Annotated in this window: 24 protein-coding genes; 16 read left to right on the top strand and 8 right to left on the bottom strand. The window is 47.8% G+C overall.

All coding sequences use genetic code 11. The features are described from left to right. Positions 1-12 precede the first annotated feature (12 nt). Together NQ502_RS00605 and NQ502_RS00600 are read right to left on the bottom strand one after the other, a co-directional pair. Positions 13-759, bottom strand: a complete 747-nt coding sequence (locus NQ502_RS00605; protein WP_169579909.1) for an FtsX-like permease family protein — start codon at positions 757-759, stop codon at positions 13-15. Beyond that, on the bottom strand, positions 684-860 hold the full coding sequence (locus NQ502_RS00600; RefSeq protein ID WP_148511894.1) for an ATP-binding cassette domain-containing protein: 177 nt from the start codon (positions 858-860) through the stop codon (positions 684-686). The genes NQ502_RS00605 and NQ502_RS00600 overlap by 76 nt, the downstream gene beginning before the upstream one ends. A 146-nt stretch (positions 861-1,006) precedes the next feature. Between NQ502_RS00600 and NQ502_RS00595 the strand changes: the two genes are divergently transcribed. Continuing rightward, positions 1,007-1,888 (top strand): MBL fold metallo-hydrolase, encoded by an 882-nt coding sequence (locus NQ502_RS00595; RefSeq protein ID WP_028527817.1) that lies wholly within the window; start codon positions 1,007-1,009, stop codon positions 1,886-1,888. Positions 1,889-1,910: 22 nt separating this feature from the next. Here NQ502_RS00595 and NQ502_RS00590 read toward each other — a convergent pair whose 3' ends face one another. Beyond that, complete coding sequence (locus NQ502_RS00590) at positions 1,911-2,444, bottom strand: methylated-DNA--[protein]-cysteine S-methyltransferase (RefSeq protein ID WP_028527818.1); 534 nt, start codon at positions 2,442-2,444, stop codon at positions 1,911-1,913. Between the two features lie 187 nt (positions 2,445-2,631). Here NQ502_RS00590 and NQ502_RS00585 point away from each other — a divergent pair, with 187 nt between their 5' ends. The 4 genes from NQ502_RS00585 to NQ502_RS00570 all read left to right on the top strand — a co-directional run bounded on the left by NQ502_RS00585 (position 2,632) and on the right by NQ502_RS00570 (position 5,563). Further along, complete coding sequence (locus NQ502_RS00585; protein WP_028527819.1) at positions 2,632-3,009, top strand: heavy-metal-associated domain-containing protein; 378 nt, start codon at positions 2,632-2,634, stop codon at positions 3,007-3,009. A 114-nt stretch (positions 3,010-3,123) separates the two neighbouring features. Next, positions 3,124-3,834, top strand: a complete 711-nt coding sequence (locus tag NQ502_RS00580) for a sigma-70 domain-containing protein (RefSeq protein WP_028527820.1) — start codon at positions 3,124-3,126, stop codon at positions 3,832-3,834. A 71-nt stretch (positions 3,835-3,905) separates the two neighbouring features. Continuing rightward, complete coding sequence (locus NQ502_RS00575) at positions 3,906-4,622, top strand: energy-coupling factor ABC transporter ATP-binding protein (RefSeq protein WP_028527821.1); 717 nt, start codon at positions 3,906-3,908, stop codon at positions 4,620-4,622. 20 nt (positions 4,623-4,642) lie between these two features. Beyond that, positions 4,643-5,563: a SufB/SufD family protein gene (locus NQ502_RS00570; RefSeq protein WP_028527822.1), complete on the top strand. Its 921-nt coding sequence runs from the start codon at positions 4,643-4,645 to the stop codon at positions 5,561-5,563. Between the two features lie 63 nt (positions 5,564-5,626). Here NQ502_RS00570 and aroA read toward each other — a convergent pair whose 3' ends face one another. From aroA to aroF, 3 genes are read right to left on the bottom strand one after another with little or no spacing between them, the layout of a single operon-like run. After that, a complete protein-coding gene (gene aroA / locus NQ502_RS00565) occupies positions 5,627-6,904 on the bottom strand; it encodes a 3-phosphoshikimate 1-carboxyvinyltransferase (RefSeq protein WP_028527823.1) in 1,278 nt (425 codons plus the stop codon). A gap of 9 nt (positions 6,905-6,913) precedes the next feature. Continuing rightward, entirely contained in the window at positions 6,914-8,011 is a 1,098-nt protein-coding gene (locus NQ502_RS00560) for a prephenate dehydrogenase (protein WP_028527824.1), read from the bottom strand. Beyond that, complete coding sequence (aroF, locus tag NQ502_RS00555; protein ID WP_028527825.1) at positions 8,012-9,025, bottom strand: 3-deoxy-7-phosphoheptulonate synthase; 1,014 nt, start codon at positions 9,023-9,025, stop codon at positions 8,012-8,014. It lies immediately after the preceding gene. A 256-nt stretch (positions 9,026-9,281) separates the two neighbouring features. Between aroF and NQ502_RS00550 the strand changes: the two genes are divergently transcribed. From NQ502_RS00550 to leuS, 3 genes are all read left to right on the top strand, one after another. Further along, positions 9,282-11,369, top strand: coding sequence for an elongation factor G (locus tag NQ502_RS00550; RefSeq protein WP_028527826.1), 2,088 nt, complete (start codon positions 9,282-9,284; stop codon positions 11,367-11,369). Positions 11,370-11,464: 95 nt separating this feature from the next. Next, positions 11,465-13,066 (top strand): hypothetical protein, encoded by a 1,602-nt coding sequence (locus NQ502_RS00545; RefSeq protein WP_028527827.1) that lies wholly within the window; start codon positions 11,465-11,467, stop codon positions 13,064-13,066. A gap of 130 nt (positions 13,067-13,196) precedes the next feature. Next, positions 13,197-15,611, top strand: coding sequence for a leucine--tRNA ligase (gene leuS / locus NQ502_RS00540; RefSeq protein ID WP_028527828.1), 2,415 nt, complete (start codon positions 13,197-13,199; stop codon positions 15,609-15,611). Positions 15,612-15,665: 54 nt separating this feature from the next. Here leuS and NQ502_RS00535 read toward each other — a convergent pair whose 3' ends face one another. Both NQ502_RS00535 and NQ502_RS00530 read right to left on the bottom strand, forming a co-directional pair. After that, positions 15,666-15,869 (bottom strand): PTS ascorbate transporter subunit IIC, encoded by a 204-nt coding sequence (locus NQ502_RS00535; protein WP_028527829.1) that lies wholly within the window; start codon positions 15,867-15,869, stop codon positions 15,666-15,668. 2 nt (positions 15,870-15,871) lie between these two features. Further along, positions 15,872-16,891 (bottom strand): SPFH domain-containing protein, encoded by a 1,020-nt coding sequence (locus NQ502_RS00530; RefSeq protein ID WP_028527830.1) that lies wholly within the window; start codon positions 16,889-16,891, stop codon positions 15,872-15,874. A 234-nt stretch (positions 16,892-17,125) separates the two neighbouring features. On the opposite strand from NQ502_RS00530, the gene NQ502_RS00525 reads away from it, so the two are divergent. From NQ502_RS00525 to NQ502_RS00490, 8 genes are all read left to right on the top strand, one after another. After that, positions 17,126-17,503, top strand: coding sequence for a nuclear transport factor 2 family protein (locus tag NQ502_RS00525; RefSeq protein ID WP_028527831.1), 378 nt, complete (start codon positions 17,126-17,128; stop codon positions 17,501-17,503). Between the two features lie 34 nt (positions 17,504-17,537). Next, positions 17,538-17,765, top strand: coding sequence for a putative signal transducing protein (locus NQ502_RS00520; protein WP_028527832.1), 228 nt, complete (start codon positions 17,538-17,540; stop codon positions 17,763-17,765). A 102-nt stretch (positions 17,766-17,867) separates the two neighbouring features. Further along, entirely contained in the window at positions 17,868-18,533 is a 666-nt protein-coding gene (locus tag NQ502_RS00515; RefSeq protein WP_028527833.1) for a response regulator transcription factor, read from the top strand. A gap of 2 nt (positions 18,534-18,535) precedes the next feature. After that, on the top strand, positions 18,536-19,552 hold the full coding sequence (locus NQ502_RS00510) for a sensor histidine kinase (RefSeq protein ID WP_044983043.1): 1,017 nt from the start codon (positions 18,536-18,538) through the stop codon (positions 19,550-19,552). 133 nt (positions 19,553-19,685) lie between these two features. Beyond that, positions 19,686-19,844, top strand: a complete 159-nt coding sequence (locus NQ502_RS00505) for a hypothetical protein (RefSeq protein ID WP_156887900.1) — start codon at positions 19,686-19,688, stop codon at positions 19,842-19,844. After that, positions 19,841-20,575 carry an ABC transporter ATP-binding protein gene (locus NQ502_RS00500; RefSeq protein ID WP_028527835.1) on the top strand — a complete coding sequence of 245 codons (735 nt, stop codon included), beginning with the start codon at positions 19,841-19,843 and terminating at the stop codon, positions 20,573-20,575. Before NQ502_RS00505 ends, NQ502_RS00500 begins: the two co-directional genes overlap by 4 nt. Continuing rightward, on the top strand, positions 20,572-21,567 hold the full coding sequence (locus NQ502_RS00495) for an ABC transporter permease (RefSeq protein WP_327240953.1): 996 nt from the start codon (positions 20,572-20,574) through the stop codon (positions 21,565-21,567). The genes NQ502_RS00500 and NQ502_RS00495 overlap by 4 nt, the downstream gene beginning before the upstream one ends. Position 21,568: 1 nt before the next feature. Continuing rightward, positions 21,569-22,612: an ABC transporter permease gene (locus NQ502_RS00490; protein ID WP_028527837.1), complete on the top strand. Its 1,044-nt coding sequence runs from the start codon at positions 21,569-21,571 to the stop codon at positions 22,610-22,612. Positions 22,613-22,737: the final 125 nt, after the last annotated feature.

The following is a 22,737-nucleotide window of genomic DNA, read 5'->3' as shown; positions in this document are numbered from 1 at the left end:
CGGCAAAAGCGGTCAAGGGAGGAACAGCAATGCCATACAGGATAAGCCAAGGATTCCACCTGACAGACAGATCAGCACCGGGAGCACGGTGTAATGCAGCATCAGCTGCCGCTGTTTTAAACCCAGAGCATACAGGGCATCGATCATGCTGCTTTCCATATCTATGGAATGCACCACAAAAACAGACACGACAAAAGTGATCAGTGCCAGGATGATAATGCCCGTCACCAGCCCCACTTTGATATTGATTTCCACATCCCTGTTCGCGCTCTTGATTCTGGGATTGCCGCTTGCTTTTACAAAGTCCGTCAGGTTATGAATGTCAACAGGAAGAGGTTCATCCAGCAACTCCTGAAAGAGAGGCTTTTGTATTTCCTGCGGGTCAGTCTTCAACTTCATCAGGGCGTCCTTAAACTCCGTATCAGAGACACAATCTCGCAGGCGATAGCTGTACCGGTGTTCTTCAGCGTGAAGTGCCTGGCCGCTGAGAAGCAGAGCATCATATGCCTCATCAGTAACGAAAGCGGTTCCGAAGATTCTTCCGTCCGACGACATATCCGCCATGTTCTGCAGGCAATGATCATAATCCGCAGATGTACCGATTCCACTGACGGAAAAGCCAGTTCCTGCGAGCGTAATGGCATCGCCGATGGAGACCTGATGAGCTGCAGCATAAAGCCGTTCTATGAATATTTCTCTGTTATCAGCCGCGGGCTGACCCCTGATTTGCCGGAACCTGACGGTCCCAGGATCACACACATCTGTCCTTTTTTTACCTGTGTGGAGATTCCATTCAGAACCTGGACATAACTGCCTCCTTCACCGTAGCTCTTCCTTAACTTATCAATTTGAATATACATAAAATCCTCCTTTTAAAATTAAATAACAATGTTATTTTGATGCAAATAATGCCAGAAGTCAATACGCCGGAGCAGGACAGGTTGATTATTTTACCTGCATATGGTAACCTTTTAACAATATTATTTGGTAAAAGAGGTGTTGTTTCATGTATGAATTGATACAGGTTGGGGATGTGAGCTATTATATACAGAGTCCTGCCAGGATCGGGATATATCTTCAGAATGGCAGAGACGTCTATCTCATCGACAGTGGAAATGATAAGGACGCCGGCCGTAAGGTGCGCAGATTGCTGGAACAAAATGACTGGAACCTGAAAGGAGTCTTGAATACACATTCCAATGCAGATCATATCGGGGGCAATCATTACCTTCAGCAGCAGTATGGATGTAAGATTTTTGCAAATGGGGTGGAAGCGGTGTTTACTAATCACCCGGTACTGGAACCGTCATTTTTGTACGGCGGCTATCCGTTCAAAGAGCTGCGCCATAAATTCCTGATGGCGGCGCCAAGCAAAGTGGTGGATTTTTCCGATGAATCGTTCCCGCAGGAAATCGAAGTGATACTTTTGCCGGGGCATTTTTTTGATATGACGGGATTTCGAACACCGGATGGAACCGTATTTCTGGCAGACTGTTTGACCAGTGCGGCTGTCCTGGAAAAATACCAGTTTTTCTTTATCTATGATGTTGCGGCTTATCTGGAAACCCTGGATAAGATAGCTTCCATGGAGGCAAATATGTTTGTGCCGTCACATGCCGAAGCCACCGATGATATCAGGCCTCTGGCTGAGCTGAACAGAAGAAAAGTATATGAGATTGCGGAGCGAATCCTTTCGATTTGTCGGACTCCGATATCGTTTGAGCTGATACTGCAGCAGATATTTACCGAGTATCAGCTGACTATGACATATGAACAGTATGTGCTGACCGGCAGTACCGTTCGTTCATATCTTTCATGGCTGAAGGATTCCGAAGAGCTGGACTGTTGTATTGATCATAATATGCTGCTCTGGAAATCCAGGAACTAGAGCCTGAGGAAACAGTAGTACCTTATAATGCGGTCCCGTTCTCAGGGATAAACAAATGTTTCATGTCAACATGTTCAAGGGTAAGCAGTCTGACCTTTTTATCAATGCCGCCTGCATATCCGGTCAGGCTGCCGCTGCTTCCGACAACTCTGTGGCATGGGATGATAATTGAGATTGGATTGTGTCCGACGGCACCCCCGACCGCCTGGGCGGAGATGGTTTTCATCCCTCTTTGCCGGGCCATGATGTCGGCGATCGCCCCGTATGTCATGACTTTTCCGTATGGAATCTGTTTCAGGATCTCCCATACTTCAAGTCGGAATGGGGAGCTGTGCAGATACAGCGGAGGTGTAAATGAGGGGTCTTCTCCCCGAAAATAACAATCCAGCCAGGATCTGGTCTGACTAAACACGGACAGGTCCTTTTCTTCATGTTCTGCGGACAGCGTTTCTCCATAGTATTTTTGACCGGCAAACCAAAGGCCGGTCAGGCTCTCACCATTGCTTGCGAGTGTAATACTGCCCAACGGTGATTGATAGGTAGTTGTATATTGCATAATCATTTTCCCTCTAAAAATTTCATGAGTATAAACAATCTAATTCTATCACAGGCAGCGGCGAAATCATATTAAAATATTTTAAAAAAATGAACATTGACGAATATCGGGTTGAATGATAAGATACAATTAAAGTTAGACAAGACTAATTGATGCATTGACGAAAAACGACGGGAGGTGAAGAAACATGGCAACGGCAATTATCTGTATGATACTGATCATAATCTGCATTTTTGGTGTCAGAAGTTATATGAAGAAACTGAGCCATGGCTGCTGCGGATCCGGCGGAGATTCCGAAGTGCGCATCCGGCCGGCTGACAGAGACATTTCTCACTACCCCTTCGTTTACAGGATAGGAATCGACGGGATGACATGCCAAAACTGTGCGGTAAGGATTGAAAATGCATTTCATGAAAGAGAAGGATTCCTGGCAAAAGTCAATCTGCAGCACGCCTGGGTTATCGTTCGAACCAGGGAAAATGTTCAGGAGGAACAATTGAAGCAGATCATCAGAGAGAAAGGCTACTATGTCCGTTCTGTGGAAACTGATCAATCAAAAGGATAGGATGAGGGGTTTCATTCCGGATACACACTGGAATGAAACCCTTGCTGGCATTATTGACAAATTTCTGGAAAACCTCTAAACTATATAGGATTTATGATGAGAGGAAGAACGGATATGAATGATAAAGAACAGTTTCAGAAAAAACTGCGTTCTCTGATGGAATTGGACGGCAAAATGACGGAAGAAAGAGTCCGGCAGCACTTTCAGGGGATTGAGCTGTCAGACGGACAGCTCTCCATGATCATGGGATATGTCTCAGAACAGAAAAAGGAAACAGTGCTGACAGAAGAAGAGGAAGAGTATCTGAGAGAATATCAGGAGATGCTGGAGTCAGTAAAACAGGTATCAGAAGGTGAAAAACTGGAACTTCTAAAACAGGCTGCCGCGGGAAATGCACTGGCCAGAGAAGAATTAACAGGATGTTATCTCGGTGAAGTGGTCAGATCTGCGCGGAAACTGCACCGGGAGGGCATTTTTATCGGCGATTTGATACAGGAAGGAAATATCGGGCTGACGATTGCTCTTGGCAGCCTTAAATCACAGGACGGTGCAGATGAGTTCATCCAGTCCTGCATTGAAAGAGAAATGCGAAGACTGCTGCTGGAGACAGAGAACAAGAACGTGGGAGACCATAAGATGATCGTCCGTGTGAAGGCGCTTGAGGAGAGTATCTCAAAACTGGAAAAAGAGCTGGGAAGAAAAGTGTATCTCGAGGAAATCGCATACGATATGGGAATTTCCGAAGAAGAGGTACGCAGTATTCTAAAGCTGACCGGCGAGATGCCCGATGAGGAGATTTCGGAGAACGAAAACATTGACATGTGAGCAAATATTCAATTATAATTCTGTAAAAAGATGGTATACAACACGATTATATCAAAAGAGGAGGCTTTGATATGCTGGAATTGAAAGGAATCTGCTGGACGCTTCCGGGCGGAGAGGAAATCCTTAAGGATATCAACCTGACGGTACCGGAGGGAAAACTGACAGTTATCACCGGACCTAACGGCGGAGGAAAAACATCCCTGGCGAAATTGATTGCGGGACTGGTCACACCTACTTCTGGTAAAATATTGCTGGATGGGGAGGATATCACAGACTGGGATATAACCAGGAGAGCGCAGAACGGGGTCAGCTATGCGTTTCAGCAGCCAGTCAGATTTAAGGCTCTGACCGTGAGGGACCTGCTGGAGCTTTCTGCCGAAGAACCGCTGGATGAATCCAGGCTCTGCGGTGTGCTCGGTGATGTCGGACTGTGCGCGCAGGAATACATTGACCGTGAGGTGGATGCAAGTCTTTCCGGCGGAGAGAGCAAACGAATTGAAATAGCAACCGTACTGGCAAGAAAAAATTCGAAGATCATGGTGTTCGATGAGCCGGAGGCAGGCATTGACCTGTGGAGTTTTACAAACCTGATCGATGCGTTTCAAAATCTGAAAAAAAAGCATGGGGAAGCACTTCTAATCATCTCACATCAGGAGCGGATTCTGGATATTGCGGACAGAATTGTTGTGGTAGCGGATGGAAAACTGCGGATGGAGGGAGCGAGAGAAGAAGTTCTTCCGGGGCTGCTGGACGGTGAAAAGGGCGGGCTGTGTCCGCTTGGAAGATAGAACAGAGGGGGACATCAGGGATGAATAAGATTACCAGAAAACTGCTGAAGGCAGTATCTGATTTTACCGGAGAGTTTAAAGGCGCTTTTAATATTCGGGAAGACGGACAGTGTGCCGGCCGCCAGTCTTCGGAACATATCAGGATCGAGAACAAGGAAGATGCACCGGGGCTTGTGATCCGGATTGATGGAAATGCACAGCAGGAGACCGTGTACATTCCCGCCTGTGTGACTCATGGGAACGTTGATGATCTTGTATACAATGATTTCTATGTGGCTGCCGGCGCCGATGTGACGATTGTGGCAGGGTGCGGGGTCCACTCGGACGGAGAGGAAGATGCACGCCATAATGGAATACACCGCTTTTTTCTTGAAAAAGGCGCTCATGTCCTGTATCAGGAAAAACATATTGGAACAGGTGACGGAAAGGGTGCAAAAAGGATAGATCCGGTGACGGATATTGTACTGGCGGAGGATGCCGTCCTGGAGATGGATACGGTTCAGCTGGGCGGCGTGGACAGCAGCACACGGAAGACTTCGGCCGTGCTCGGAGCGAGAGCGCAGCTGATCATCCATGAGCGGATACTGACAGACAAAAAAGAGACTGCAACAACCGAGTTCGAGGTATCCATGGATGGAGAAGACAGCGCCGTTGACCTGATATCCCGCTCTGTGGCAAAGGGCAATTCCAGTCAGGATTATCACTCCAGGATTAAAGGCAACTGCCGTTGTATGGGACACTCGGAATGTGATGCGATACTGGTCGGCAACGGTACTGTGAATGCCGCACCGGAATTGTATGCAGGGAACATCGACGCATCCCTGATCCATGAGGCGGCAATCGGAAAGATTGCGGGTGAGCAGATCATTAAACTCTGCACACTCGGCCTCACCGAAGAACAGGCAGAGGAAAAGATCATCCAGGGGTTCCTGAAAGCATAAATGAAAAAAGGAGACGGGAGAAAACCTGATTAAATTTTCTTCCGTCTCTTTTTGAACCTGTTTCTATACCTGAAGCGATTTCATATCCCGATAGAATCCCGGATAAGAAATATCAACACAATGAGCGTCCTGTATGGTTGTAGTACCATCTGCGGCCATCCCTGCGACGGTAAAAGACATTGCTATGCGGTGATCCAGATGGCTGTTAATCAAAGCGCCGTGTAACGGCCGGCCGCCTTCGATGATCAGTCCGTCATCCGTGCCTGTTACGGAAGCTCCCATTTTGGAGAGCTCTCTCACCATCACGTCCAGACGGTTTGATTCTTTTACTTTCAATTCCTCGGCATTTCGGATCACGGTAGTTCCCTCTGCGAATGCAGCCAGGACTGCGAGAACAGGAATTTCATCGATCAGGGAGGGGATAATTTCCCCTTCAATCGTGACTCCTTTTAACTTGCTGCTCCGCACGAGCAGATCTGCTGCGGGCTCACCGCCCTCGCTGCGTTTATTTAAAAGCTCTATGTCAGCTCCCATTTCATGGCAGACACGCAGGATGCCGTCTCGCGTTGGGTTGATGCCGACATTTTTTATCAGCACCTCTGAACCAGGTATGATGAGCGCCGCGGCGATAAAATATGCGGCGGAGGAGATATCCCCCGGGACACTGATCCTGCAGCCGTGAAGGAGCGGATCAGGCAAAATCGAGGCTGTCGTCCCTTCGGAGGCGATGTCCGCGCCGAAATGGGACAGCATCAGTTCCGTATGATTCCGTGACAGGTATGGTTCTGTCACACTCGTCTTATCGTCTGCATATAAGCCGGCGAGCAGGATGCACGATTTTACCTGTGCAGATGCAACAGGCGACTGGTAATGGATTCCATGAAGCGCCCTCCCGCTGATCGTGAGCGGAGCGCAGTCGTTTCCGTTCTGACTGCTGATCTCGGCGCCCATCAGTTTCAGTGGTTTCAGGATTCTGCCCATCGGCCGCTTCTGAATGGAAGCATCTCCGGTGAGTTCACAGGTAAAATTCTGTCCGGCGAGAATGCCTGAGATCAGCCGGGTAGTGGTGCCGCTGTTTCCCGCATCTAGTACTGTATCCGGGGCACGAAGGCCGTGAAGTCCGTTTCCATGTATCAGTACGCTGTTTCCGGTGTTTTCGATCTTAACTCCCATTTTCTGAAAACATGAGATTGTAGAGAGACAGTCGGCTCCCTGCAGAAAATTCGAAATCTCGGTCAGCCCGTGAGAGAGGGCGCCGAACATCACGCCGCGGTGTGAGATTGACTTGTCACCGGGAATCGAAAGTTCGCCTGTCAGGCATTTGCTTTTTGTTATCTCCATACCAAACTCCTATCTTTTGTGCAAAGTATAATTGCGTTCCATGAGAGCGCGCTCAGCGTGGTCGCAGGCATTCTTATCATAAAATTCGATGCGCAGTACACCTTCCCCAAATTCACGGTTATGCGTGATGCCGATGTTTTTAATGCTGATATTATTCATAGCCAGCAGCGTTGCGATCGTTGCGATTCCGCCGGCTTCATCATAGATATCACAGTAGATCTCATATCTTTTCTTAAGCGGTCCTCCTGAAGAGTCCGGCAGGGCATCCCTGTAATCTCGCGCAGTCTCAAACATATGGTAGATATCTGTGCCTTCTCCCTGATCTACCCAGCAGCGTGCCTGAACAAGCAGCCGGATGAATTCATCGAGTACCCTGGAAATCTGTGCCCGGTTTTCAAGACAGATTGGCTGCCACATGTCCGGAGATGAAGAGGCAATCCGAGTGATATCCTTAAAGCCTCCGGCAGCAACGGTTCTCATGTGTTCATCCGGGGTATCCAGATTATGTACAAGATTCACGAGTGATGCCGCGACGATGTGCGGGAGATGGCTGACTGCCGCGGTTATGTAATCGTGTTCCTCGTGGGTCAGGACCATGGGGATGGCACCGATTGACTGGATCAGTTCCAGAAAATTGCCGAGCTTCAGTACGTCGATCTCCCCGCCCGGGGTGATGATGTAATAGGCATTTTCGATCAGATAATCGGTTGCATTCTTTAAACCGGTTTTTTCGGAACCGGCCATGGGATGACCGCCGATAAAATTTGTGTCCAGTCCGGCGGCAGTGACGGCCTCATGTATCTCGCCTTTTACGGAACCTACATCTGTGACGATGCAGTCCGGTCTGATGGTATCTTTTAGAAAGGGGAGATACTCTATATTAGTCGATACAGGCGCGCACAGAAAGATATAATCACAGGTACCGAAACGCTCGTCCTGCTTTGTGAGGGCTTCATCGATGATGTGCTCTGAAAGAGCCAGCTGGAGAGTGGCTTCCGTGGCCGAGTATGCCAGGATACGGCAATCCGGATGGAACTTCTTCAGAGACTTGGCAATTGAGCCGCCGATAAGGCCCAGCCCGATAAAGCCAATGGTGATTGTACTCATTTACAGCTTCCTTTCCGCGAGCCTGATGTAGTCCGTCAAATCATGCATCAGCCGGTCAAAATTATCGAAAGTCAGGGACTGTGGACCGTCCGAGAGTGCATGTGCAGGGTCATTGTGTACCTCGATCATCAATCCGTCCGCACCGCAGGCTACGGCGGCTTTTGCAAGCGGTCCGACGTAAGAGTAAACGCCTGTGGCATGGCTTGGATCTACAATGATCGGAAGATGAGATTTCTCTTTGATGACGGGAACTGCGCTCAGGTCGAGCGTATTTCTCGTTGCTGTCTCAAACGTACGGATGCCGCGCTCACACAGGACGACATTGGGATTGCCTTCTGAAATAATATATTCTGCAGCATTCAGCCATTCGTCAATGGTAGCGGCAAGTCCGCGTTTTAAAAGGACAGGGAGTCCGGATTTGCCGGCCTCGCGCAGAAGCTGGAAATTCTGCATGTTACGCGCACCGATCTGAATCATATCGACATACTTTACAGCAGCATTGATCGCGTCGGCGCTGATGACCTCACAGATGGTCTTGAGACCTGTCTCTTCCCGGGCGGCGGCCATGTATTTCAGCCCCTCTTCCTCCAGCCCCTGGAAAGAATACGGAGAAGTCCTCGGCTTGTAGGCGCCCCCGCGTACAAACTGAGCGCCTGCTTTTTTCACAGCACGTGCGATCGCCATCAGCTGCTCCTCGGTTTCAACAGCGCAGGGACCGGCCATGACCGTGAGTGTATCGGGACCGATTTCCGTATCACCCACCTGAATGCGGGAAGGCGACGGGTGAAACTTTTTATTTGTCAGTTTATAACTCTCCGTGATAGGAACGATTTTATCGACAAAAGGCATAAGCTCGATGTTTTCATTACATAAAAGATTCTTATTGCCGACGACTCCGATGATGGTGACTTCTTTTCCCTGTGAGAGATGTGTTTCGAGACCTTTTTCTGTCACGGCACGTTTGACGGTATCCACAGCACTTTGAGGCGCCCCCGGTTTCATTACAATGATCATGTTTTTGATATCCTTTCTTCTATAATTAATGTGTATTTTTACTATTAGACAACGGTTTTATTGTAAAGTATCCGGATATAAAAGTCAATACTTTAAGACGTTGAAGTTTAACGGTTTAAAGCGCGAGTGCATATGAGGGGAAATGTGAGAAGAAAATAAAAAAACACCGGAAAATTGTTGAAATTATATAAATAGCTTGAAATTATCGTTCGTTTTTAGTAAAATATAACCATACTAAAATTTGGGAGGTAATTTTATGGACATTTACAGAACAGACCGAATCAGAAATGTTGTCCTGCTGGGACATGGAGGCGCTGGTAAAACAACTTTAGTAGAAGCAATGGCTTACTTATCCGGCATGACAAACCGACTGGGAAAAGTGTCTGACGGAAATACAGTCAGTGATTTTGATAAAGAAGAGATTAAACGCGGATTTTCGATTTCTACATCAGTAGTTCCGATTCAGTGGGATAAAATGAAACTCAATATTCTGGACACTCCCGGCTTTTTTGATTTTGTCGGGGAGGCAGAGGAAGCTGTTGCAGCAGCGGATGCTGCCGTTATCGTAGTATCCGGTAAATCCGGTGTACAGGTGGGAACACAGAAAGCGTGGGATCTGTGTGAGAAATATAAACTACCCAGAATGATCTTCGTCACGGAGATGGATATAGACAATGTCAGCTACCGTGAGGTTGTGGAAAGCCTGACGGAACTATACGGCAAGAGGATTGCTCCGCTGCACATGCCGATCCGTGAAAACGAAAAGTTTGTGGGCTATATCAACATAGTGAAAAATAAAGGCCGCAGATACATTGAAAAAGATAAAAAAGAAGAGTGTGAGATCCCGGAATACTCTCAGGAGTATCTGGAAAAATACCGTGAAATCCTTCTGGAATCTGTCGCTGAGACAAGTGAAGAGTTCATGGACCGCTATTTTGGCGGAGAAGAATTCTCAGTTGCTGAGATTTCTGCCGCGCTGGCAATGAATGTGCATGAGGGAAGCCTCGTGCCGGTGTGTATGGGTTCACCGGTCAACCTTCAGGGCGTGTCCAACCTTCTGGATGATATCTGCGGATATTTCCCGAGCCCGAAAGAGAGAGAACGTGCCGGTATCATTAAGAACACCAGTGAAATCTACGAAGCGAATTACGATTTTACAAAGGCTAAATCTGCGACTATCTTTAAAACGATCGTCGATCCGTTTATCGGTAAATATTCCATGATCAAAGTCTGCTCAGGTGTCATTAAATCCAATGACGTTCTTTACAATGTAGACGAAGATATGGAAGAGAAACTGAACAAATTATACGTTCTGGAAGGTAATAAGCCGATTGAAGTATCGGAGCTGCATGCAGGCGATATAGGTGCGATCGGAAAACTGAATTCGAAGACAGGGGATTCTCTCGCGACAAAAGCCACGCCTGTCATGTATGGAAAACCCGAAATGTCGGTACCATATACATACAAGAGATATAAAACACCAAATAAGGGTGACGTGGATAAGATCTCGCAGGCATTGGCGAAAATGACGCAGGAAGACCTGACAATCCGTTCAGTAAACGATTCACTCAATCACCAGACATTGTTATATGGAATGGGCGATCAGCATCTGGACATTATCGTGAGCAAACTCAAAGAACGCTATAAGGTCGATATTGAACTTTCAAAACCTAAAGTTGCGTTCCGCGAGACGATCCGGAAATCTTCAGATGTGGAAGGCAAATACAAAAAACAATCCGGTGGACATGGACAGTACGGACATGTTAAAATGAAATTCGAACCGTCAGGTGATCTTGAGACTCCGTGCGTATTCGAACAGATCGTAGTCGGAGGAGCTGTTCCGAAGAATTACTTCCCGGCAGTAGAAAAGGGACTGCAGGAATCCGTATTGAAAGGACCTCTTGCAGCATATCCTGTAGTCGGCGTGAAGGCAGTACTGTATGACGGATCATACCATCCGGTTGACTCGTCGGAGCAGGCATTTAAGATGGCGACGATCATGGCCTTCAAGAAAGGTTTCATGGATGCATCACCGGTGCTTTTGGAACCGATCGTAACCATGAAGGTATCTGTCCCGGATAAATATACCGGAGACGTTATGGGAGATCTGAACAAGCGCAGAGGCCGCGTGCTGGGAATGAATCCTGACCACAACGGAAATCAGGTCATTGAAGCGGACGTTCCGATGCTGGAGATCTACGGATATTCAACAGTTCTGCGTTCCATGACAGGCGGAAGCGGGGACTTCTCTTATGAATTCGCACGTTATGAGCAGGCACCTTCCGATGTTCAGGCACGCGAAATTGAGGCGAGAGCTGCCAAGGAGAATGATTCGGAAGACTAGACAAGATGATATCAATTAATTAAAACGGGGGATGTTGCGGTGCTGCAGATCAATTTCTGCAGCCGCGGCATCCTTTGTGTGTAGGAGAAAACATTATGAAGAAAAAAGGCAAAATCATCATTGCAATCATCATTATTCTTTTAGCAGGCATTTACTATTATGTGACCCTGCCGGCCATCAACATTCACGCATCCGGATTCTGGCTCTTTGTCATCCTTCTGGCAGTGATCGTGCTGGCAGCATACATTCTCAGGAAGCGGATGTACACGCCGCAGGAACTGAAGCACAGCGGTATTGTCAAAATACTGGGAGGCATTGCCCTGGTGCTCGTAGCGGCATATCTGATCGGAAGCATCCTGTCGTCCCCGATCATCAATGCAAATAAATATCAGAAGCTGGTGTCGCCGGAGACGCGCAACTTTACCGAGGATATCGAACAGGTCAGCTACAATCAGATACCGCTTCTGGATAAAGACAGCGCAGAACTTCTGGGAAACAGGAAGATGGGAAACATGGTCGACATGGTCTCACAGTTTGAAGTCAGCAGTATCTATTCCCAGATCAATTACAAAGGCGATCCGGTCCGTGTCAGTCCTCTGGAATATGCGAGTCCGATCAAGTGGCTGACGAATCAGTCGGAAGGAATCCCGGCATATATCAAGATCGATATGGCGACTCAGGACACAGAGCTCGTACGTCTGGATAAACCGATCAGATATTCTGAATCTGAATATTTCAACCGGAACATATACCGGCACCTGCGTTTCAGATATCCAACGTATATCTTTGATCAGCTGAGCTTCGAGATAGATGATGAAGGTGTACCGTACTGGGTATGTCCGGTGAAAAAATTCAATATCGGTCTCTTCGGCGGACAGACGATCGGCCGTGTTGTCCTCTGCAATGCACAGACGGGGGAGACGATCGATTACGCGATTGAAGACTGTCCGACATGGATTGACCGTGCATATCCGGCAGATCTGCTGATCGAGCTTTATAACTATCACGGAAAACTGGTCAATGGCTTCTTTAACAGTATTTTCGGACAGAAGGGCTGCCTCAAGACAACCGATGGATACAATTATCTGGCGATGGATGATGATGTATGGGTCTATACAGGGATTACATCCGTCAGCAGTGACCAGTCCAACGTGGGATTCGTACTGATGAATCAGAGGACGATGGAAACCAGGTATTATGAAGTGAACGGGGCGGAGGAATATTCCGCGATGGCCTCTGCAGAGGGGCAGGTTCAGAATCTGGGTTACCATGCGGCGTTTCCTCTTCTGCTCAACACTCATAATGAGCCGACGTACCTGATCGCGCTGAAGGACGATGCAGGTCTGGTGAAAAAATACGCGATGGTAAATATTCAAAAGTATCAGATCGTAGCAATCGGAGACACGGTTTCCGCGTGTGAAGAGAATTATATCAGACTCCTCGGAAGCAGCGGAATCACCGCCGACGAAGACGGCACGTATGAGTCTGAGACCGTCAAGGGGACCATCAGCCGGATGGCGCAGAGTGTCATAGACGGAAATTCGCACTTCTATATCGTGCTTGAGAATGACAGCAAGATCTATGATGTGCCGGTTGTGGATTTCATGGAGATTGTCGGTTACGACGTGGGTGATTCGATCGAACTGGAATATGTGGAAGGCGATCCCGTGTGCACGGTCATGAATATCCTTTCGTAACTGCTTGACAAACACGAGGGACATGAGTAAAATTATTTACAGATTTTACCCTCTGCCGGCAAAGATGCGTGCGTCTTTGCCGGCAGAGGATGTACGAATATTGTGGGCAAACCCCGGGAGGAAAAAATAAATGGCAGTACCTTATAACCACAGAGCGATCGAGACAAAGTGGCGCGAAAACTGGGAGAAACATCCCGTGAATGTTGATGATGGAAAAAAAGAAAAGTATTATTGTCTGGATATGTTTCCGTATCCGTCCGGAAACGGGCTTCATGTCGGACACTGGAGAGGATATGTGATTTCTGACGTGTGGAGCCGTTACAAGATGCTCAACGGTTACTACCTGATTCATCCGATGGGGTGGGACGCATTCGGACTGCCGGCAGAGAATTATGCCATTAAGATGGGCGTTCATCCGGCAAAGTCCACGGCAGAGAATGTCAGCAATATCAAAAAGCAGATCAATGACATTGCAGCAATCTATGACTGGGACATGGAAGTCAACACGACGGATCCCGAATTCTATAAATGGACCCAGTGGATTTTTGTGAAAATGTTCAAGGAAGGCCTGGCATACGAAAAAGAATTTCCGATCAACTGGTGTCCGTCCTGTAAGACCGGACTTGCGAACGAGGAAGTGGTAAACGGCAAGTGCGAGCGCTGCGGTGCCGAGGTGACCAAGAAAAATCTGCGCCAGTGGATGCTGAAGATCACCGCATACGCAGACCGCCTGCTGAATGACCTGGACAAGCTTGACTGGCCGGAAAAGGTAAAGAAGATGCAGTCAGACTGGATCGGCAAATCCTACGGCGCGGAAGTTGATTTTCCGGTTGACGGACGAGACGAGAAGATCACGGTCTATACGACAAGACCGGATACACTTTACGGTGCGACTTTTATGGTACTGGCTCCGGAACATGAACTGGCGGCTGCGCTGGCGACAGAAGAAAAGAGGGCGGAAGTAGAAAAATATATCTATGATGCGTCCATGAAATCAAACGTTGACAGGCTTCAGGATAAAGAAAAAACAGGCGTTTTCACTGGAAGCTATGCGATCAATCCGCTGAACGGTGAAAAGACTCCGATCTGGCTGTCTGACTACGTACTGGCAGACTACGGTACCGGTGCGATCATGTGTGTTCCCGCACATGACGACCGTGACTTTGAGTTTGCGAAGAAATTTGACATTCCGATCGTTCAGGTTATCGCGAAAGACGGCGTGGAAATCGAGAATATGACGGAGGCTTACACGGAGGCCGCGGGAACCATGATCAATTCCGGCGAATGGAACGGCATGGAGTCCGCAGTCCTGAAAAAAGAGGCACCGCATATCATCGAAAAGCGCGGTCTCGGCAAAGCTACCGTGAATTACAAGCTGCGCGACTGGGTATTCTCCAGACAGCGTTACTGGGGAGAACCGATTCCGATCATTCACTGTCCGAAGTGCGGCAATGTGCCGGTTCCGGAAGAAGATCTCCCGCTTCGCCTGCCGGAGGTAGATTCTTATGAGCCAACAGGAACAGGAGAGTCGCCGCTTGCCGCCATCGATGAATGGGTGAACTGCAAATGCCCGGTCTGTGGCGCAGATGCAAAACGCGAGACAAACACCATGCCTCAGTGGGCTGGTTCCTCCTGGTATTTCCTGCGCTATGTGGACAGCAAAAACACGGAAGAACTCGTATCCAAAGAAAAGGCACATAAATACCTGCCGGTTGACATGTATATCGGCGGTGTGGAGCACGCGGTTCTTCATCTGCTGTATTCCAGGTTCTATACAAAATTCCTGTATGACATCGGGGCTGTTGATTTTGAGGAACCGTTCACGAAACTGTTTAACCAGGGCATGATCACCGGAAAAAATGGCATTAAGATGAGTAAGTCCAAGGGAAATGTCGTATCACCGGATGATCTTGTGCGCGATTATGGCTGCGATTCCCTGCGTATGTATGAACTGTTTGTAGGGCCGCCTGAACTCGACGCCGAGTGGGATGACCGCGGAATCGACGGAGTCTACCGTTTCCTGAACCGCTTCTGGAAGCTGGCAGCCGACAGCTGCGAGGCCGGTGCTGCCGAGACGAAGGAGATGGTAAAGCTGCGTCACAAGCTGGTGTTTGACATTACGCAGCGTCTGGAGAGTTTCAGCCTGAATACGGTAATCTCCGGCTTCATGGAATATAACAATAAGTTCATCGAACTGGCAAAGAAGACAGGCGGTATCGATAAGGAAACGATGGAGACATTCATCATTCTGCTCGCTCCGTTTGCACCGCATATCACAGAAGAGCTGTGGGAAATGTACGGACACACGGAATCTGTATTTGAGAGCCGCTGGCCGAAACACGATGAAGAGGCCATGAAGGACGATGAGATCGAGATTCCGGTTCAGATCAACGGAAAGACCAGAGGTGTGGTATCCGTGCCTGCTGATGTCTCAAAAGAAGACGCCATTGCTGCAGGCAAGGAAGTGATTGCCGACAAGCTGACCGGGAATATCGTGAAAGAAATCTATGTTCCGGGTAAGATCATTAACATCGTGCAGAAATAAAGATAAACAAAGGCTCGAAGCATCCATAGCTTCGAGCCTTATCTTTTATACTTTTTATTCAATATCCAGTTCAATGGGTTCATCTAAATGCTCAGATACATATTTCCCGTTCTTTTTCCGCTGGCGAACACATTCTGTAAGCAAATACTCGATCTGCCCATTCACGGAACGGAAGTCATCCTCTGCCCAGGCTGCAAGGGCATCGTACAACTTTGCCGAAAGTCTCAGCGGTATCTGCTTTTTCTTTGTATCTGCCATTGTTAATACAGACTGCCCGAATTCACGATGGGCTGTGCATCATGACTGCCGCAGAGCACGACCAGAAGATTAGATACCATTGCAGCCTTTCTCTCTTCATCTAAATCCACCACTTGATTTTCATTCAGGCGTTCCAGTGCCATTTCCACCATGCCGACAGCACCGTCGACGATCATCTTTCTGGCATCAATGATCGCAGAAGCCTGCTGTCTCTGAAGCATTACAGCAGCGATCTCAGGGGCATAAGCCAGATAAGTAATGCGGGCTTCGATCACTTCGAGACCTGCATCCGTTACTTTTTTCTGTATTTCATCCCGGATACGGGAAGCCACAATCTCGCTGGAACCTCTGAGACTTCCTTCGTCAGCGATGCCGTCTCCTGTGGTATCGACATTCGGCGCTACATCGTAAGGATAATTACGCACAATGTTCCTGAGCGCTCCGTCACACTGCAGAGACAGATATTCTTTATAATTGTCTACATTAAAAACTGCCTGTGCGGTATCGATGACTCTCCACGTCACAGCGATGCCGATTTCAACGGGATTGCCGAGACAGTCATTAATTTTCTGGCGGTTGTTATTCAGCGTCATAATCTTCAGTGAGAGTTTCTTATTAACACTTTCCGTATTTACTGCACTGCCATTGATTGACAGCGATAGCGGACGCTTTTCTCCGCTGTCAACATCACCGCTTTGATTTAATTTCGTTTTGGCAGCCGGATTGACACTTGTGCTGAAAGGATTGACATAATAAAACCCTGCGTCCTTGAGTGTACCGGTATATTTGCCGAACAGGGTCAGAACCAGAGCCTCCTGAGGTTTCAGGACCTTGAGTCCCATCAGCGGAAACCATCCGATCGACAGCCATACAATAGATACGATCAGTACGGCGGCTGTCCTCTCTTTGCTGACCATGATTCCCCCGATGACACATCCTGCCACGGCTGCCAGATAGAGGAAAACGGTAAGAAGCAGCGCCGGCATGCCATTCTTTTTGTTTGATAATACTTTTTCTTTCATAATAAGTCCTCCGTTCTAAATGATATCATTATGATATCACAAAGATATTGACAAGTCAATATACTTAGTCTCAGATTTCTTGACAAAAGAAAAAGCTGTCCGATTCATTTATTTGCTGGCTTGTATCTAAGAAATGTAGTAAACTTAACTGATATAAATGGCGGGAGACCTGATTGCCCGTATGACATTTTTGTGTTATGATAAAAATAATGATATTGGGAAAGGGGTGTTGTTATGAATTTACATTATTCAGATGAGGAACAAATTAAGAATTTGCTGGACGGATATTTTGGAGCAGTCAAACATGCCGATATTAAAAAACTCAGAACCATTTTTTCAGAAGAGGCTGCCATGTACGGATATCTGGGAGACGCCCGTTTATCCGGTACTCCCGAGCCATTTTTTCAGGATCTTGCCTCCAAACCATCCATGGCAGAACAGGGGATAGACTGTCGGTATGTCGTTACCTCTATTCATGTGACAGGCAAGATAGCTACGGCATCCATCGCAGTCGATAATTTTTTTGGTGCAGCATACGTGGAAGACTATTTCCACCTGGTAAAGTCGGATGACACCTGGAAGATCGTATGTAAAACTTTTACGACGTTATAGAGCAATACCAGGTCAGAAACGGAGGAACAGGCATATGGAACGCAGCCCGGTTAAAATATTTACCGCACAGGATAATCTGCAGGCGGAGATGATTTTGAATGAGTTAAAAGACAGCGGAATTCCCGCATACAAAAAGGATTTGGGAAACGCGGGGATTCTGAATATATACGCAGGCAATTCAAAATATGGCGAGGACATTTTTGTGGCGGATACGGATGTTCAGCAGGCGCTTCAAATTTTAGAAGGTATGGGGCTGATATAGAGCAGCCACGCGGAAATATGCAAGGCGGGTAAGTCCCATGACTGCCCGCCTGTTTTATTCCGGCATGGGATGAACATAGACAGATAACAGGAGGACTATGCTATGGCGGTGATTCTGATCGCGGAAGATGAAAAAGAGATGCAGAGCATTATTGTTGATTTTTTAAATCGGGGCGGTCATTCCTGCATTCCTGCCGATGACGGTATTGATGCAGTCACCATCCTGAAGCATCATCCGGTGGATTTGGTCATCCTGGATATCATGATGCCGCACATCGACGGTTTTGCGGTCTGCCGTCTTGCGCGTGAAATGTACGATATACCGATTATGTTCCTGACAGCCAAAAGTGACGAGGATGATAAGCTGAAAGGATATGAATACGGTGCGGACGACTATATGACGAAACCATTCAGTCCCAAAATTCTTCTGGCAAAGGTGAATGCATTGCTGCGCCGTTCTAAAATGTCTGACCAAAAAGATGTGCTTATGGCGGGTGAGATTGTACTGCAGCCGGTATCCCACACCGTTACCGTATCCGGAGAAGTTGTCGGATTAACGCATAAAGAGTATGAGCTGCTGCTGTTTTTTATCAGAAATAAAGATCAGGTATTTTCCAGGGAACAGCTGCTGAACCGTATCTGGGGTTATGATTTCGAGGGAAGTACGAGAACTGTCGATACGCATATAAAAACACTGCGTCAAAAGCTTGGAAATGAGGGGCGTCACATTGTTACGCTGATACGCTCCGGCTATAAATTCGAGGTATAGCCATGGAAAACAAGAAAATGTTCCGAGAGCTGAATACGGTCCGGAAGAAGGTCCTGCTGCTCTCAAAACTGACCGGCGGAACAATTGTGATATTTTATCTGATCACTTCGGAACTGCCGGCAGATCACAACATAGCTTTCTGGAGCTGGTTTGTCTTAATGATCGGTGTAATCCTTGGGGTTGATTTCATGCTGGGAAAAATGATATCAAAACCACTGAAAGAGATCAGGGATACCGCCCGTCGAATGGCAGAGCTGGATTTTACCGCACACTGTACGGTTCACACGAAGGACGAATTTGGTGAGCTGTCACAGAGCCTGAACAAAATGTCTGCTAATCTGCAGGAGGCGCTGGAACAGAGAAAAGAACTGGCGGACAGCCTGTCGCATGAGATGAAGACACCGCTCGGCCTGATCAGGGCTTATACGGAGGGGTTAAAGGAAGAGACGGATGAACAAAAGAAACTGCAGTACATGGATTCCATCCTGTCGGCTGCGGACCGCATGAACGATCTGATCGTCTCGCTGCTTGAGCTCTCCGCACTGGAGTCAGGTGCTGCAAAACTTACAGAGGAACGTTTTGATTTCATAGAACTTGCAGAGACCGTTGCCGGACGTTTATTGGTCGATGCACCGGGGATCAATTTTAGTTTTTCTTATGAACTGCCGGAACAAAAAGTGTTTGTTCTGGCGGATAAGCGCCGCATGGAACAAGTAGTGGGCAATCTGATTGAAAACGCGAAAAAGTATGTTCGTCCGGGCGGGGAAATCCGGCTGACGATTGCATGCGCAGAACGGCATCTTGATTTTTCCATATTTAATCATGGAGATGTAATACCCGAAAGGGAACTGCCCAGGATATGGGAAAAGTTTTATCGCGGAGAGAACTCCGCAAGCGGCGGTTCCGGACTGGGACTTGCCATGGCTGCTCAGATTCTCTCCCTGTATCATGCTCCTTACGGCGTCCGAAATCACACGGACGGAGTGGAATTTCACTTTCGTTTTTCAACAATTTTATAAGGTCATAACGGCGCCCCCCGGCTCTTCAATACAGAGCAGAGGGGCTTTTATTTCACCCGGATTTCACCGCGCCCGCACTTTGAATTCACCGAGGCTTTCTATACTAACCGTATCAAATCAAAAGGAGGCCGATGTGAATATGATCTTAGGTATGGAGTGGTATTGGTGGCTGGTCATTGTCATTGCAGCTACGGTCTGTATTCCTCTGAAAATTAAATTTGTAAAGTGGTGGGGAAGGCGGCAGGAGAAAAACAAAACAGGCAGTCGTGATAAATGGGGTGGAATGGAATGATAAGGGTCAATGATTTAACGTTTTCTTATCGGAAAAACAAACAGACACTTCATGGGCTGACATTTACGGTATCAGAAGGAGAAATTTTTGGATTTCTGGGTCCAAACGGTTCCGGAAAATCCACAACACAGAAGATTTTAACGGGTGTTCTTAAAGGCTACGGAGGTCATGTTCAGGTATTCGGACAGGAGCTGGGGCATGAGAGAAAAAAATTCCAGGAAAAAACGGGGGTGCTTTTCGAATTTCCATATCTGTATACAAATCTGAGTGCACTCGATAATCTTAATTATTTTGCATCTTTCTATCCCAGGGAACAGTGCAGGGATGCCAGGGAGCTGCTGGATAAACTGGAATTTAAGAGAGATTATCTGAAAAAGCCGGTTGCCTCCTATTCGAAAGGCATGAGGCAGCGGGTCAGTATGGCAAGGGCGCTGATTAATAATCCAAAACTGTTGTTTCTGGATGAACCGACAAGCGGGCTCGACCCCGCAGGGGCGGTGCTTTTCCGCAGCATCATACGGGAAGAAAAAGAGAAGGGGACCACCATCTTTTTGACGACGCATAATATGATGGATGCGGACCTGTTGTGCGACCGGGTTGCGTTTATTGCAGATGGGAATATCAAAGCGTTGGGGGCACCCTGGAAACTGAAAAGAGAAAACAGCAGCCATTTACAGGAACCAACTCTGGAAGATGTATATATGAAGTACACCGGGAGGGGGCTGGAATGATGCGCAGGATATTTTGTTCATTGTTAAAAAAGGACTTCCGATTGATGCTGTCCAGTAAATTTCTGCTGCTCGCCGCAGGTTCTCTGATTCTTTATTCCTGTTACATCAACTTTGTCTTTGTGAATACAGACCAGGACATTTATCCGGTTTATCTGTATGACCCTCACAATACGCAGGAGACGGTGTCTGAGAATGTGGTCATGGCTGCCGGCATGGATGAACTGAAAGAGGCATGTGCGGATGGATATGCTGTCGGCATCGACGCTTCAGGCAGCAGCCCGGAAATCTATATGGTATCATCCGGTGTGTATAGTACGGACAATTACCGGGCGGCCTGGGCGCTGTCCAGATTGAGTCCCGAACACGTAACACGGGCGGATCTCATCGGTACTGACAGCAAGGAGATGAAAAACCGCAGGGAGATCACGGCAGAAGTTCTGTTTTTTGAACTGGCTGCTGTCGGTTTTCTGGGACTGGCGTCCATGCTGTTTAAGGAAAAACAGATGGGTGTGATCCGGGTTCACGGCATACTCCCGGTGAGTACTGCGGCGTTTATACTGTCGAAGTTATGCATTTTCCTGATGTCTGACCTGGTGTTTGTCATCTTCCTGACGCTTGTCAACCTCGGAGTGCAGGAGGGAACAGCAGTACTGCCCGCCGTACTGGTACAATCCGGTATTTTGTCTCTGATTATGGCGCTCGTTGGTTTCCTGTGTGCGGTGCGGCTGCCTGATTTTAAACAGTTTTCACTTTTATATCTGGTGCTTGCTGTATTCATCACGACTCCGGTGTTTCTCGCAGGACAGACCGGGGCTGCGCTGAGCCTGATCAGGTATCATCCGATGTATCATATGTTCATGGCAGTCAAGAACGCATACTTTCTGGAACCGTCTGCATCGGTTCTCTATTATTTTTCCTGTGCGGCAGCAGTCGTTCTGTTATATTGCCTGGTGTACAGAGCACTTGTCCATGAGATGGTAAAGGAGGGGTAATGTGACCGGACTGAGATATCAGCTTAAAAATGTCTGGCGGGATAAAATGTGTATTCTGACGTTTCTGCTGCCAATCGCTGCTGCATTTGCCATCAATCTGTTGTCAGGTGCCGGCTTTTCATCTGTCTATGAGACATCGTTCGGCATTCTCTCAGGCGATCTGCGCGAAGAGTGCATCGCCTGGCTGGAAAGCAACGGACGCGTGACCGTATTTGATACGACAGAGTCGTTATACGACGGTGTCAATGATCCGGCAACTCAGATGATCGGTGTTCTTTCGGACGGCGATGGGATCAAAACGATTCTCTCCGGGGACGAACTGAGGATAAATACCGTTATCGCTGATACGCTTCCCGGGCTTTTCGAGAATCGTGATACGGCAGATGTGTGCGGCAGGACAGTCATTCCTGCGGGAGGAAGCAGCGACAGCCTGAAATCACTCCTGATTGTGATAACGCTGGTCACTGCCATGTTCATGGGGTGTACATTTAATGCGATGAGTATGATCGGTGAAAAAGAAGACGGGATCACCTTTATCAACGAGATACTGCCGATATCGGCTGCAGATTATATGATCCAGAAAATAATACTGGGGTTCGCCGGGGGCATCCTGTCGGCAGCGGCGGCAGCGGCTGTCTGCATGAGAATCGAAGTCCGGCAGCTCATTTCCTTCGTATGCGTGCTCATCCTGTCGGCATTCCTTGCAGCGCTGACAGGACTGTTTATCGGACGTATTTCGGGGGGACTGATGATCGGTATCATTTATATCAAGATTTTCATGCTCCTGTATATTGCTCCTCCTATCATGTTTTATCTGACCATCCCTTCAGACAGCACTGCGAGGATATGGACATATCTGCTGCCTTCCAGCGCAGCATTTTACGGTCTGATGGATCTGCAGTCCGGACAGACTCAGGGGGTGTGGACTGCACTGGCTGCACTGCTTGTGCACTGTGTGGTCTGGACTTTGATTTACCTGAGCGCCAATACATTATACGGCCGGTATTCACATTTTTATAAAGGTCGCAGCAGCACTGAAAGATAAAAGAGCAGCCCGGACATTTCAGAGGACTTTTGCGTGTGCAAAAGTCCTCTGTTATTTTGATTTGAGATAAAAACCGATTGACATTGTGATCAAAAACATCTATCATAATATAGTAAATAAATTGA

The sequence above is a fragment of the Ruminococcus gauvreauii genome (assembly GCF_025151995.1).
Taxonomy (GTDB): domain Bacteria; phylum Bacillota; class Clostridia; order Lachnospirales; family Lachnospiraceae; genus Ruminococcus_G; species Ruminococcus_G gauvreauii.
The sequence above is the reverse complement of the archived record's forward strand: the minus strand, read 5'-3'. Positions and strand labels throughout refer to the sequence as shown.

Excerpts from the sequence above, each read along its gene's own strand:
- NQ502_RS00600 (WP_148511894.1), bottom strand. The coding sequence starts at position 860 with ATGTATATTCAAATTGATAAGTTAAGGAAGAGCTACGGTGAAGGAGGC.
- NQ502_RS00595 (WP_028527817.1), top strand. The coding sequence starts at position 1,007 with ATGTATGAATTGATACAGGTTGGGGATGTGAGCTATTATATACAGAGT.
- NQ502_RS00590 (WP_028527818.1), bottom strand. The coding sequence starts at position 2,444 with ATGCAATATACAACTACCTATCAATCACCGTTGGGCAGTATTACACTC.
- NQ502_RS00585 (WP_028527819.1), top strand. The coding sequence starts at position 2,632 with ATGGCAACGGCAATTATCTGTATGATACTGATCATAATCTGCATTTTT.
- NQ502_RS00580 (WP_028527820.1), top strand. The coding sequence starts at position 3,124 with ATGAATGATAAAGAACAGTTTCAGAAAAAACTGCGTTCTCTGATGGAA.
- NQ502_RS00575 (WP_028527821.1), top strand. The coding sequence starts at position 3,906 with ATGCTGGAATTGAAAGGAATCTGCTGGACGCTTCCGGGCGGAGAGGAA.
- NQ502_RS00570 (WP_028527822.1), top strand. The coding sequence starts at position 4,643 with ATGAATAAGATTACCAGAAAACTGCTGAAGGCAGTATCTGATTTTACC.
- aroA (WP_028527823.1), bottom strand. The coding sequence starts at position 6,904 with ATGGAGATAACAAAAAGCAAATGCCTGACAGGCGAACTTTCGATTCCC.
- NQ502_RS00560 (WP_028527824.1), bottom strand. The coding sequence starts at position 8,011 with ATGAGTACAATCACCATTGGCTTTATCGGGCTGGGCCTTATCGGCGGC.
- aroF (WP_028527825.1), bottom strand. The coding sequence starts at position 9,025 with ATGATCATTGTAATGAAACCGGGGGCGCCTCAAAGTGCTGTGGATACC.
- NQ502_RS00550 (WP_028527826.1), top strand. The coding sequence starts at position 9,282 with ATGGACATTTACAGAACAGACCGAATCAGAAATGTTGTCCTGCTGGGA.
- NQ502_RS00545 (WP_028527827.1), top strand. The coding sequence starts at position 11,465 with ATGAAGAAAAAAGGCAAAATCATCATTGCAATCATCATTATTCTTTTA.
- leuS (WP_028527828.1), top strand. The coding sequence starts at position 13,197 with ATGGCAGTACCTTATAACCACAGAGCGATCGAGACAAAGTGGCGCGAA.
- NQ502_RS00535 (WP_028527829.1), bottom strand. The coding sequence starts at position 15,869 with ATGGCAGATACAAAGAAAAAGCAGATACCGCTGAGACTTTCGGCAAAG.
- NQ502_RS00530 (WP_028527830.1), bottom strand. The coding sequence starts at position 16,891 with ATGAAAGAAAAAGTATTATCAAACAAAAAGAATGGCATGCCGGCGCTG.
- NQ502_RS00525 (WP_028527831.1), top strand. The coding sequence starts at position 17,126 with ATGAATTTACATTATTCAGATGAGGAACAAATTAAGAATTTGCTGGAC.
- NQ502_RS00520 (WP_028527832.1), top strand. The coding sequence starts at position 17,538 with ATGGAACGCAGCCCGGTTAAAATATTTACCGCACAGGATAATCTGCAG.
- NQ502_RS00515 (WP_028527833.1), top strand. The coding sequence starts at position 17,868 with ATGGCGGTGATTCTGATCGCGGAAGATGAAAAAGAGATGCAGAGCATT.
- NQ502_RS00510 (WP_044983043.1), top strand. The coding sequence starts at position 18,536 with ATGGAAAACAAGAAAATGTTCCGAGAGCTGAATACGGTCCGGAAGAAG.
- NQ502_RS00500 (WP_028527835.1), top strand. The coding sequence starts at position 19,841 with ATGATAAGGGTCAATGATTTAACGTTTTCTTATCGGAAAAACAAACAG.
- NQ502_RS00495 (WP_327240953.1), top strand. The coding sequence starts at position 20,572 with ATGATGCGCAGGATATTTTGTTCATTGTTAAAAAAGGACTTCCGATTG.